Here is an 11,814-nt window from a genome sequence, read left to right as displayed (position 1 = left end):
GATGAGGTTTTAACATGGCTGAACGTCTGAATAACGACTTCCAGTTCATCGATGTCGGGCGCAAAGATCCGAAGAAGAAACTGTTGCGTCAACGCAAGAAAGAGTTCGTGGAAATCTACGAGCCCTTCAAACCCCAGCACTCGGCCGACCAGGCCCACCGCTGCCTGGGGTGCGGTAACCCGTATTGCGAATGGAAGTGCCCGGTGCACAACTTCATTCCCAACTGGCTCAAGCTGGTGGCCGAGGGCAACATCCTCGCCGCCGCCGAGCTGTCGCACCAGACCAACACCCTGCCGGAAGTCTGCGGCCGGGTGTGCCCGCAAGACCGTCTGTGTGAAGGTGCCTGCACCCTCAACGACGGCTTCGGCGCGGTGACCATCGGTTCGGTGGAGAAGTACATCACCGACACCGCGTTCGCCATGGGCTGGCGCCCGGACATGTCCAAGGTCAAGCCGACCGGCAAGCGCGTTGCCATCATCGGTGCCGGCCCTGCTGGCCTGGGCTGTGCCGACGTCTTGGTACGTGGCGGCGTGACTCCGGTGGTGTTCGACAAGAACCCGGAAATCGGCGGCCTGCTGACCTTCGGTATCCCCGAGTTCAAGCTGGAAAAAACCGTCCTGAGCAACCGTCGTGAAGTGTTTACCGGCATGGGCATCGAGTTCCGCTTGAACACCGAGGTCGGCAAAGACGTGACCATGGGGCAACTGCTCGAAGAATACGATGCCGTGTTCATGGGCATGGGCACCTACACCTACATGAAGGGCGGCTTTGCCGGTGAGGATCTGCCAGGCGTCTACGACGCGCTGGACTTCCTGATCGCCAACGTGAATCGCAACCTGGGTTTCGAAAAGTCGCCGGAAGACTTCGTCGACATGAAGGGCAAGAAGGTCGTGGTGCTGGGCGGTGGTGACACCGCGATGGACTGCAACCGCACTTCGATCCGCCAGGGCGCCAAGTCGGTGACCTGTGCGTACCGTCGTGACGAAGCCAACATGCCGGGTTCGCGCAAAGAGGTGAAGAACGCCAAGGAAGAAGGCGTGAAGTTCCTCTACAACCGCCAGCCGATTGCGATCGTGGGTGAAGACCGCGTCGAAGGCGTGAAGGTGGTCGAGACCCGTCTCGGCGAGCCGGACGCCCGTGGCCGCCGCAGCCCCGAGCCGATCCCGGGTTCCGAAGAGATCATCCCGGCCGACGCCGTGGTCATCGCTTTCGGTTTCCGCCCAAGCCCGGCGCCGTGGTTCGAGCAGTTCCAGATCCAGACCGACAGCCAGGGCCGCGTCGTGGCCCCGGAGCAAGGCCAGTACAAGCACCAGACCAGCAACCCGAAGATCTTCGCGGGTGGCGACATGGTGCGCGGTTCTGACCTGGTGGTCACCGCGATCTTCGAAGGCCGCAATGCCGCCGAAGGGATCCTGGATTACCTGCAGGTCTGACACCGATCCCAACTTGAAATGGGATCAAAATGTGGGAGCTGGCTTGCCTGCGATGCAGGCAACTCGGTCTATCAGTTAGACCTAGGTGATGCCATCGCAGGCAAGCCAGCTCCCACACAAACCCCATTCCACATTGGGGTTTGCGACGCCAGTCATTGCGACAAATTGACCCGATAGACAAAAGGCACGGCTCACTCCGTGCCTTTTGCGTCTGGCTCTGAGAAAATGCCCGCACTTTTTTTGCGGATGCCGACATGACTGCCCTCAAGAACGACCGTTTCCTTCGTGCCCTGCTCAAGCAACCCGTGGACGTCACCCCTGTGTGGATGATGCGCCAGGCCGGTCGCTACCTGCCGGAATACCGCGCCAGCCGCGCCAACGCCGGTGATTTCATGAGCCTGTGCATGAACCCGGAGTTCGCCTGCGAAGTCACGATGCAGCCGCTGGACCGCTACCCACAACTGGACGCGGCCATCCTCTTTTCCGACATCCTCACCATCCCTGACGCCATGGGCCAAGGCCTGTACTTCGAAACCGGCGAAGGCCCGCGTTTCAAGAAAGTCGTGAGCACCCTGGCCGACATCGAAGCCCTGCCGATCCCGGATCCGCACAAAGACCTCGGTTACGTGATGGACGCCGTCAGCACCATCCGCCGCGAACTCAACGGCCGCGTGCCGCTGATCGGTTTCTCCGGCAGCCCATGGACCCTGGCCACCTACATGGTCGAAGGCGGCTCGTCGAAAGACTTCCGCAAGACCAAAGCCATGCTCTACGACAACCCGCAAGCCATGCACCTGCTGCTGGACAAGCTGGCGCAGTCGGTCACCTCCTACCTCAACGGCCAGATCATGGCCGGCGCGCAAGCGGTGCAGATCTTCGATACGTGGGGCGGCAACCTGTCGGCGGCGGCGTACCAGGAGTTTTCCCTGGCCTACATGCGCAAGATCGTCAGCGGCCTGATCCGCGAACACGAAGGCCGTAAAGTGCCGGTCATCCTGTTCACCAAGAACGGTGGCCTGTGGCTGGAAAGCATCGCCGACGCCGGTGCCGATGCACTGGGGCTGGACTGGACGTGTGATTTGGGCGAAGCCCGCCAGCGCGTGGGCAACCGCGTCGCGCTGCAAGGCAACATGGACCCGACCGTGCTCTACGCCAAGCCGGAAGCGATCCGCACCGAAGTCGGCCGCATCCTGGCCAGCTACGGCAAGGGCACCGGGCACGTGTTCAACCTGGGCCACGGCATCACGCCGGAAGTGAACCCGGAACATGCGGGCGCGTTCCTGCGTGCGGTGCATGAGCTGTCGGCGCAGTATCACGAATAAAAAAAGCCCGGTTTGATACCGGGCTTTTTCATGCCTGAACACAAGTCAAAATGTGGGAGCTGGCTTGTCGAATCGTCGCACCGCTGCGATAGCTGCATTGAATTCACCGCCGCTATCGCAGGCAAGCCAGCTCCCACATAAAAGCAAATAGCCTTAGACCTTCACGTCTCCCAACGGCGGCAACTTCGCCAGCTTCAACGCCACCAGCAACGCGCCAATCAACAGCGCCACGATAAACGCCCCAATCCCGTTCCACCCGGCAAAGTGCCAGAAGAATCCGCCCGCCGTCCCCGCAATACTCGACCCCACGTAGTAGCAGAACAGGTACAGCGACGACGCCTGCCCCTTGGCTTTCACCGCGCGGCGGCCGATCCAGCTGCTGGCCACCGAGTGGGCGCCGAAGAAGCCGAAGGTGAAGATCAGCATGCCTGGCACCACCAGCCACAGTGGGGTGAACAGCGTCAGGGCCATGCCGGCGAGCATCAGCACGATGGTGCCCCACAGCACGCGACGGCGGCCTAGGCGGTCGGCCAGGGAGCCGATTTTGGCCGAACTGTAAATGCCCGAGAGGTACACCAGCGACAGCAAGCCCACCACGGCCTGGCTCAGGCCATACGGGTCGGCGAGCAGGCGATAGCCGATGTAGTTGAACATCGTCACGAACGCGCCCATCAGCAAGAAGGCTTCAAGAAACAGCCACGGCAAGCCGGCGTCCTTGAAGTGCATGACAAAACCATCGAGCAAGGTGCGCGGCTTGAGGCTGCTGGCGCGGAAGTTGCGCGATTCGGGGAGGATTTTCCAGAACACCGTGGCGGCGATCAGGGCCAGGGCGCCGATGATCAGCATTGCGGTGTGCCAGCTCACAAAATCGATCAGCACGCCGATGATCAGCCGCCCGCTCATGCCGCCAATGGCATTGCCGCCGATGTAGAGCCCCATCGCCAGGCCGATGTGCTGCGGGTGGATCTCTTCGCTCAGGTAGGTCATCGCAACGGCGGCCAGGCCGCTCAGCGACAGGCCCACCAATGCGCGCATGAACAGAATGCCTTCCCAGGTCGGCATCAGGCCGCTGGCAATGGTCGCCAGGGCGGCGCAAAACAGTGCGGACACCATCACCGGCTTGCGCCCCAGGGTGTCGGAGATCGGCCCGGTGATCAGCAGACCCAGCGCCAGCATCGCGGTCGCCACCGACAGGATCAGGCTGCTTTGTGCCGCATTGATGGAAAATTCGTGGGACAGCGCCGGCATCATCGGTTGCACGCAGTACAGCAGGGCAAAAGTGGCGAAACCGCCGGAGAACAGCGCCAGCACCGTGCGCATGAACATCGGCGTGCCTTTTTCGATGTACTGCTCGTTGAGCTGGGCGACGACTTCGTCCAGGGCGGTAGGCGGGACTTCTTGAGCGAGTGGAGCGACAGCAGCTTTCACGGGGACCTCGGGGAGGAAGAGCAGGCCAGGACCGGCACTGCAAAAAAGAATATAGCTGGCTAATGATTCTTTCCAATATATTGTTCGACCTGTTTAAGAGCTTTTACGACCTAATGAGGTTTGCATGGAATTGCGTCACTTGCGGTACTTCATCGCCGTCGCCGAAGAACTGCATTTCGGCCGCGCCGCGCAGGTGCTGGGCATCTCGCAACCTCCGCTGAGCCAGCAGATCCAGGCGCTGGAGCAAGAAGTCGGTGCACGGTTGTTCGAGCGTACCAATCGTCGGGTCGAGCTGAGCGAGGCGGGACGACTGTTCCTGCACGAGGCGCGATTGGTGCTGGCCCAGGTCGACAAGGCTTCCGATGTGGCACGGCGTGCGCAATTGGGCGAACTGGGTGAGCTGAAGATCGGCTTCACCTCCTCGGCACCGTTCAACGCCAGCATCCCCAAGGCGATCTTCGCGTTTCGCCAGGCATTCCCGGCGGTGCATCTGAACCTGCAGGAAATGAGCAGTACCGAGGTGGCTGACTCGCTGGTGGATGAATCGATCCAGGTCGGCCTGATGCGCCCGCTGCCGCTGCCGGATTCCCTGAGTGTGGTCGAACTGATGCGCGAGCCACTGGTGGCTGTATTGAGCGCCGGCCACCCACTGGCACACGGCAGTGAACGAGGCCTGCACCTGGCGCAGCTGGCGCAGGAGCCGTTCGTGTTTTTCCCACGCAGCTACGGCAGCGGCCTCTATGCGCAACTGATCAACCTGGCCCGAGACGCTGGTTTCAGCCCGCACTTCGCCCAGGAAGCCGGTGAGGCCATGACCATCATCGGCCTGGTGGCGGCGGGGCTGGGCGTATCGGTGCTGCCGGCGTCTTACCAGCGCATCCGGATCGACGGGGTGGTCTATCGCACGCTGCTGGATGAAGAAGCGATGACAGCCGTGTGGCTGGTGCAACGCAAGGGAGCACAAACACCGATGGCCCAAGCGTTTGTCGAACTGCTGACCCGCAAAGCAACCTTGTAGTGAGCGGGCTTGCCCCGCGCGGCAGCGTGTCAGGTATGTTGAGGCGTCTGGTGCCCCGCGCGGCGGCGTGTCAGTCGGCTCAAACGAACCTGACACACCGCCGCGTGGGGCAAGCCCGCTCACTACATGACTTAGTTCATGCCATTACTGCGCAGCGCCGCCATGATGTCGCGGTCGAGCATGCTCACCCAGCGGTTGTAGTTGCGATGGATCGTACCGTCCTTGTAGCCCAGGTCGCGGCTGTCGCGGTAGGTGATGGCGTAGCTGTTGCGGGTGTAGCGGATGTCGATGGCGGCATAAAACTGGTTACGCACGTTGATCTCGGCCTGCACCAGTTGCGGGCTCAGGCGCTGGACCGTCCATTCGCGCTTTTGCAGGGCGTTGACGATGATCACCTTCATTTTCTCTTCACTGACCTGGGTGTTGGCCGGCAGGTCGTGCTGGGTGTTGAGGATCGGTTTGTTGGTGCAACCGGCGGTGACCAACAGGGCCAGGGTGATCAGGGTAGCGCGTAGCAAGGAAGACATTCCGTATTCTCCAATCGATTTAACAGTCAGGACCAGCGGCGAAAGATCAGCGACGTGTTGACGCCGCCAAAGGCAAAGTTGTTGTTCATCACGTAGTCGTGGTGCATCTCGCGAAATTCACCCTGCAGGTAATCCAGTTCGCCGCACTGCGGGTCCACTGAATCCAGGTTGAAGGTGTGCACGTACTGGTTGCGGTTCATCATCTCGATGCTGAACCACGACTCAAGCGCCCCGCAGGCCCCCAGGGTGTGGCCAAGGAAACTCTTCTGCGAGCTGATGGGCATGCGGCTGCCGAACAGGCTGCTGGTGGCCAGGGTCTCGGCGATGTCGCCCTGGTCGGTAGCCGTGCCGTGACCGTTGACGTAGCCGATCGCAGAGGGTTCCAGTCCGGCATCTTCCAGCGCCAATTCCATCGCACGGCGCATGGTTTTCTGCTCGGGGCGAGTGGTGTGCTGGCCGTCGGCGTTGCTGCCGAAGCCGACCAGCTCGGCGTGGATATGCGCCCCACGGGCCAGCGCGTGCTCCAGTTCTTCGAGCACCAGCATGCCGCCGCCTTCACCGATCACCAAGCCATCGCGGCCGCTGTCGTAGGGGCGCGGGCTGGTCTGGGGGGCGTCGTTTTTCAGGCTGGTGGCGTACAGCGCATCGAACACCATGGCTTCGGTCGGGCACAGCTCTTCGGCACCCCCGGCGAGCATCAACGGCAAACGTCCGAACTTGATTGCCTCGTAGGCATACCCGATGCCCTGGCTACCGCTGGTGCAGGCGCTGGAGGTGGGGATCAACCGCCCGGTGAGGCCGAAGAAGATGCTGATATTCGCCGCCGTGGTGTGCGGCATCATGCGCACATAGGAGTTGGCGTTCAGCCCCTCGGCCACCGAGTTCAGCAGCATATTGCCGAACGCCTTGATCTCGTCGGTGCTGCCGGTGGACGAACCGCAGGCCACGCCCATGCGCCCGTCCTTGATCGACTCGTCGCCGAGCAGGCCGGCGTCCTGCAGCGCCTGCTCTGCGGCCCATACGGCGAGGCGCGAAACACGGCCCATGCTGCGCAGCTGCTTGCGCGTCCAGTGGGCGGGCACGACGAAGTCGTCGATCGGCCCGGCCAGGCGCGTGTTCAATTCAGTGAAACGGTCCCACTCGTCCATGCGCCGGATGCCGCTGCGGTTGGCGCGGAAGTTGGCGGCGATGGTCTCCCAATCGCCACCCAGGGAGGTCATGCCGGCCATGCCGGTGACTACGACGCGCTTCATCAGCACAGGCCTCCGTTCACGGCCAGCACCTGGCGCGTGATATAGCCGGCCTCGGCCGACATCAGGAAATTCACCGCGCCGGCCACCTCTTCCGGAGTGCCCATGCGCTGCGCGGGGATCATCTTCATCAGCTCTTCCACCGGCACATTCTCATCAAGCATCGCCGTGTCGATCAGGCCGGGCGCCACGCAGTTGACCGTGATCTTGCGCTTGCCCAGCTCGATGGCCAGGGCCTTGGCGGCGCCGATCAAACCGGCCTTGGAGGCGCTGTAGTTGACCTGGCCACGGTTGCCGATCAAGCCGGACACCGACGTGATGCACACGATACGCCCGGCCGCGCGACGTCGGATCATCGGCATCATCACCGGGTGCAGCACGTTGTAGAACCCGTCGAGGTTGGTGCGCATCACCACGTCCCAGTCGTCTTCCGACAGGGCCGGGAATGCACCGTCGCGGGTCAGGCCGGCGTTGAGCACCACGCCGTAGTAGGCGCCGTGCTGTTCCACGTCGGCTTCGAGCATTTCCTTGCACACAGCACGGTCCGCCACATCGAACTGCAGCACCCGCGCCTTGCGGCCCAGGGCTTGGATTTCGACTTGCACTGCGTCGGCTTCGGCGCGGCCACTGCGGCAATGCAGCACGATGTCATGGCCAGCCTGGGCCAGGCGCAAGGCGATGGCGCGGCCGATGCCACGGCTGGAGCCGGTGACCAGTACGGATTCAGTCATGGCGTTACGTCCTTCGATTCATCTAAATAGTTGGCCGCCTGGGGCGGTCGGAATACGTTCAAGCGGGCGCTAGCCAAAATGCCATCACCGGTCAGGTGGCATTCGAACACACCCATGCCATTGTCGTCTTCCAGGGAACGCAGGCCGTGGATGGTCAGCTCGGCGCCGGCTGGGAAGTGTTCCACATTGCATTCGTACTTGCGTGTGCCCAACAGGAAACCCAGTTCCACGGCTTCGCCTTTCTGGCGCGCACGGCAGCCGGCGTAGGCCGCGACACTTTGCGCCATCAGCTCGATACCGACCCACGCCGGCAGGCTGCCGTCGTCGTGGCTGAACAGGCCACCGGGCTTGACGGTGACGCGGGTGTGAACCTGCTCTTCATCGAACGACAACACTTGGTCGATCAGGATCATGTCGCCCGCGTGGGGCAGCAGTTCAGCGAGTGGCCAATCGATCATGGGGCCTCTGCGATTATCAGGCTGACGTTGTTGCCGCCGAAGGCAAACGAATTGCTCATCAGGCAGCGTTTTTTCAAGGTGTCACCGGCTTGCGCCCAGTGCAGGGCCGGCAGCGCCGGGTCGGCCTGGCCATCCCAGACATGGGGCGGCACCACGCCGTGGGCCAGGCTCAACCAGCAGAACGCGGCCTCCAGTGCACCGGCGGCGCCCAGGGTGTGGCCGCTCATGGGCTTGGTCGACGAACAGGCCACGCCTTGGGGGAACAGTTGGGCAACCGCCAGGCTTTCCATGGCGTCATTGTGTTGGGTCGCCGTGCCGTGCAGGTTCAGGTAACCGATCTGCTCGGGCGCAAGTTTGGCGCTGGCCAACGCCTTGCGCATCGCTTGCAGCGCGCCCTTGCCGGTGGGTTCCGGCGCGGAGATATGGTGCGCGTCGCAGCTGGCGCCACTGCCCAGCAGGGCGATGGGCGCGGTCTCGCGGCTCATCAGGAACAGCACTGCGGCTTCGCCGATGTTGATGCCGTTGCGGTTCACCGAGAACGGGTTGCAACGCTGGCTGGACACGGCTTCCAGCGAGGTGAAGCCGTTGAGGGTCAGCTTGCACAGGCTGTCGACGCCGCCGCAGATCACCGCATCGCACACCCCCAGGTTCAGCAGGCGCTGGGCACTCATCAGTGCGCGCGCGCTGGAGGTGCAGGCGGTGGAAATCACATACGCCGGGCCGCTCACTTGCAGCCAGTCGGCGAGGAAGTTGGCCGGGGCGCTGAGTTCCTGTTGCTGGTAGTCGTAGTCGTCGGGGAAGCGGTTGTCGCGCAGGTAATGGGCGATGCCACGGCTCGCCTCATCGATACCTGATGTGCTGGTGCCGAGCACAATGCCGATCCGCGAGGCGCCATACGTTTCAATGGCCTGACGGATCTGTGCCTCAATCTGCAGCGCCGCTTCCAGCAACAGCTGGTTATTGCGGCTGCTTTGCTGGTTCAACTGCGAAGGGATGGTCGCCAATTCACCGGGCACGCCGGCCACCGGCAGCACACGGTCCGGTACCCAGCCGCTTTCGGCGCGCATGCCGGAACAGTCGCCGGCAAACAGGCTGCGACTGACTTCGTCCTGGCCACGGCCGAGGGCGCAGATCACGCCGAGGGCGTTGAGGTAGGCGGTCATCGTGCGGCCCCCAGCGGGCTGACGCGGTAGCTCAACGGTTGCCCGCTCATGTTCACACTGAAGACCTCAGACGACTGGTACACGATCTGCCAGTGGCCGGGCAGCGTGCGGGTAAGGTCCATGGCCTGCGCGGTGGGATACAGCTTTCGCACATCGTCTGCCGACGTCAGGGCGAATAACAGGGCGGCGAACAACTCCCGTGCCTGAGGATTGGGTGGCAGCAAGCCGTCGGCCTGCCACTGGCCATCGACCAGTTTCTGCCGGGCCTGGGGAATGCCCAGCGGGTCCATCATCGACCAGCGAATCGCACCGCCTTCTCGCTGGATCACCAGCAGCCAGTCCTGGCTTTGACCGTCTGCCTGGCGCTGAACATGCAGTTGTATGGGCAGTGTAAGGGCCGGGATTTTTTCGGGCAGCGGTGGCTGGCTGGCGCAAGCGCTCAGCAGCAACAGGCAGCCGATCAGCAGCAGACGCATCATAGTGCCGGGCCCGCCAAGGGTTTGCGTGCCACGCAGTTCACCAGGGTTTCCTCACGCTGCCCCACCGGCGGCGGGTTGCGCAGGCCCCAGCGCTCCAGCAGGCCGAAGTCGCTGGAGCGACTCCACCACAGGTACGGGTAGGAGACGTTCTGCGGGCCAAATTCGAAGCCCTGATCGCTCAGCATCTCCAGGTATTCCTCGGCGCTTTTCTGCACGTGCATGGGGTGGCGGAACAGCCAGCGAATCACCCAGGTGTCGATGTACGCTTCGGTGGATTCGGCAAACAGCAGATAACCGCCCGGCTTGAGCACGCGGTAAAACTCCTTCAGCGCGCGATGCTGCTCCACCAGGTGGTGGAAGGTCTGGTGGCAGAACAGGATGTCGACGCTTGCGTCCGGCACCTCGAGGGTGGCGCAGTCGCTGCCGATCAGCTCCACATCCAGGCCCTGGCGCGCAGCTTCGGCCTTGCTCAATGCCAGGCTGTGAGGGTCGGCGTCCAGGCCGATCAAGCGGGCAGGGGCGAACACCTGCTGCAACAGCTTGAAGGATTTGCCCTGGCCGCAGCCGGCATCCAGCAGCACTGGCGCCACCGGCAGCGGCTCGCTGAACAGGCTGCGCAGGTCGTTGATCGCTACGCGCAGTACATGGTGCTGCCAGGTGTGGCTGCGCAGGAACCAGAAACCGAACTTGGTTTCCTCGACGTAGTTTTTACTGAGGTATTGAGTGCTCACGCGGCATCCCCTGCACAAATCTGCGACAACATCCGTAGCCGTCGCTTGGGCTCACTGACAAACGGGTTGCGCTCGTCCCACGCATAGCCGGCGAGGATCGAGCTGATCATCCGGCGAATCTCCGGCGAACTGCCAGGATGGAAGATTACATCCTGGAAGGTGCCGGCATACCAGCCTTCGACGTAGCAACGGAAGGTGTCGACACCGCGCTTCAACGGCTCGGCAAACTCGGTTTGCCAGTCCACCGTCTCGCCGTTCAATTGGCGATGCAACAGGCCTGCGGCCATGCTCGCCGAACGCATGGCGATGGTCACGCCGGAAGAGAATACCGGGTCGAGGAATTCCGCCGCGTTGCCCAGCAGCGCAAAGCCTGGGCCGTGCAGGCTTTTGACGTTGGCCGCGTAACCGCCGATGGTGCGCGCCGGGGTGTCCCACACGGCGTTTTTCAGCACGCCGGACAGGCTTGGGGTTTCGTCGATAAAGCCGCGCAGGCACGCATCGAGGTCACCGTCGCGGCCGTCGAAATGTTCCTTGGCCGCGACCACCCCCACCGAGCAGCGACCGTTGCTGAACGGGATGGTCCAGAACCAGATATCGCGCTGCGTCGGGTGCGTGGTGACGAGGATCTTGGTGCGGTCAAAGCCCGGGTGTTCGATGCGGTCTTCGACGTGAGTGAACACCGCCTGGCGCACCGGGAAATCCGACGGTACATCCAGGTCCAGCAGGCGCGGCAGCACGCGGCCGTAACCGCTGGCATCCAACACGAACGTGGCCTTGAGGTGGTACTCGCTGCCGTTCTCGCGGCGCACGTGCAGGTAGCGGCAATTGCCTTTGAAGTCCACGCCGACGAGGGTTTCGCCGTAGCGGATCTCCACCCCTTGCAGCGCGGCCTGGTCAGCCAGCAACTTGTCGAAGTCACCGCGCTGCACCTGGAAGGTGGTGGGTTTGCCGTTGCTGAAGGTATCGCTGAAATCAAACGCACTGTAGCGCTCGCCCCAGGCGAACGCGGCGCCGGTTTTCAGCTGGAACCCCGCGGCCTGCACCGCGTCGAGCATACCGGCTTCTTCGATGAAGTCGATGCAGTGGGACAACAGGCTTTCGCCGATGGAAAAACGTGGAAAATGCTGGCGCTCGATGACCAGCACGTCATGCCCTTTGCGCTTGAGCAGAGCTGCCGCGATGGCGCCGGACGGCCCGGCACCGATCACCACGACCTGGCGACGTTCCATTTCAACTGTGGGCACGAGGGCTCCTTGCCGCGTTGGCGATAATCG

Annotated in this window: 12 protein-coding genes; 3 read left to right on the top strand and 9 right to left on the bottom strand. The window is 62.9% G+C overall.

What is annotated here, in order from left to right:
* Positions 1-14: 14 nt before the first annotated feature.
* Together M2394_RS12790 and hemE are read left to right on the top strand one after the other, a co-directional pair.
* Entirely contained in the window at positions 15-1,433 is a 1,419-nt protein-coding gene (locus tag M2394_RS12790) for an FAD-dependent oxidoreductase (RefSeq protein WP_259172722.1), read from the top strand.
* 254 nt (positions 1,434-1,687) lie between these two features.
* A complete protein-coding gene (gene hemE, locus M2394_RS12785) occupies positions 1,688-2,755 on the top strand; it encodes a uroporphyrinogen decarboxylase (RefSeq protein ID WP_176997225.1) in 1,068 nt (355 codons plus the stop codon).
* 153 nt (positions 2,756-2,908) lie between these two features.
* Here hemE and M2394_RS12780 read toward each other — a convergent pair whose 3' ends face one another.
* Entirely contained in the window at positions 2,909-4,183 is a 1,275-nt protein-coding gene (locus M2394_RS12780) for an MFS transporter (RefSeq protein ID WP_178918599.1), read from the bottom strand.
* Positions 4,184-4,307: 124 nt separating this feature from the next.
* Here M2394_RS12780 and M2394_RS12775 point away from each other — a divergent pair, with 124 nt between their 5' ends.
* A complete protein-coding gene (locus M2394_RS12775) occupies positions 4,308-5,201 on the top strand; it encodes a LysR family transcriptional regulator (RefSeq protein ID WP_178918600.1) in 894 nt (297 codons plus the stop codon).
* Between the two features lie 131 nt (positions 5,202-5,332).
* On the opposite strand, the gene M2394_RS12770 is transcribed toward M2394_RS12775, so the two are convergent.
* Genes M2394_RS12770 through M2394_RS12735 form a run of 8 tightly spaced genes read right to left on the bottom strand, consistent with a single transcriptional unit; the run spans position 5,333 to position 11,784 of the window.
* Positions 5,333-5,728: a hypothetical protein gene (locus tag M2394_RS12770; RefSeq protein WP_178918601.1), complete on the bottom strand. Its 396-nt coding sequence runs from the start codon at positions 5,726-5,728 to the stop codon at positions 5,333-5,335.
* Positions 5,729-5,754: 26 nt separating this feature from the next.
* Positions 5,755-6,981, bottom strand: a complete 1,227-nt coding sequence (locus M2394_RS12765) for a beta-ketoacyl-ACP synthase (protein WP_176997219.1) — start codon at positions 6,979-6,981, stop codon at positions 5,755-5,757.
* The gene (gene fabG, locus M2394_RS12760; protein WP_259172721.1) at positions 6,981-7,709 is read right to left on the bottom strand and encodes a 3-oxoacyl-ACP reductase FabG; all 729 of its coding nucleotides are present in this window, start codon (positions 7,707-7,709) and stop codon (positions 6,981-6,983) included. Before fabG ends, M2394_RS12765 begins: the two co-directional genes overlap by 1 nt.
* Positions 7,706-8,167, bottom strand: coding sequence for a hotdog family protein (locus tag M2394_RS12755; RefSeq protein WP_178918603.1), 462 nt, complete (start codon positions 8,165-8,167; stop codon positions 7,706-7,708). The genes fabG and M2394_RS12755 overlap by 4 nt, the downstream gene beginning before the upstream one ends.
* Positions 8,164-9,330 (bottom strand): beta-ketoacyl-[acyl-carrier-protein] synthase family protein, encoded by a 1,167-nt coding sequence (locus M2394_RS12750; protein WP_259172719.1) that lies wholly within the window; start codon positions 9,328-9,330, stop codon positions 8,164-8,166. The genes M2394_RS12755 and M2394_RS12750 overlap by 4 nt, the downstream gene beginning before the upstream one ends.
* Complete coding sequence (locus M2394_RS12745) at positions 9,327-9,809, bottom strand: hypothetical protein (protein WP_259172718.1); 483 nt, start codon at positions 9,807-9,809, stop codon at positions 9,327-9,329. The genes M2394_RS12750 and M2394_RS12745 overlap by 4 nt, the downstream gene beginning before the upstream one ends.
* Positions 9,806-10,540, bottom strand: coding sequence for a class I SAM-dependent methyltransferase (locus M2394_RS12740; RefSeq protein ID WP_178918606.1), 735 nt, complete (start codon positions 10,538-10,540; stop codon positions 9,806-9,808). Before M2394_RS12740 ends, M2394_RS12745 begins: the two co-directional genes overlap by 4 nt.
* The gene (locus M2394_RS12735) at positions 10,537-11,784 is read right to left on the bottom strand and encodes an NAD(P)/FAD-dependent oxidoreductase (RefSeq protein WP_259172717.1); all 1,248 of its coding nucleotides are present in this window, start codon (positions 11,782-11,784) and stop codon (positions 10,537-10,539) included. The genes M2394_RS12740 and M2394_RS12735 overlap by 4 nt, the downstream gene beginning before the upstream one ends.
* Positions 11,785-11,814: the final 30 nt, after the last annotated feature.

Source organism: Pseudomonas sp. BIGb0164 (genome assembly GCF_024810135.1).
In the GTDB taxonomy this organism is placed as follows: Bacteria; Pseudomonadota; Gammaproteobacteria; order Pseudomonadales; family Pseudomonadaceae; genus Aquipseudomonas.
Note: the sequence above shows the minus strand (reverse complement) of the source record. Positions and strands in the feature narration are given on the sequence as shown.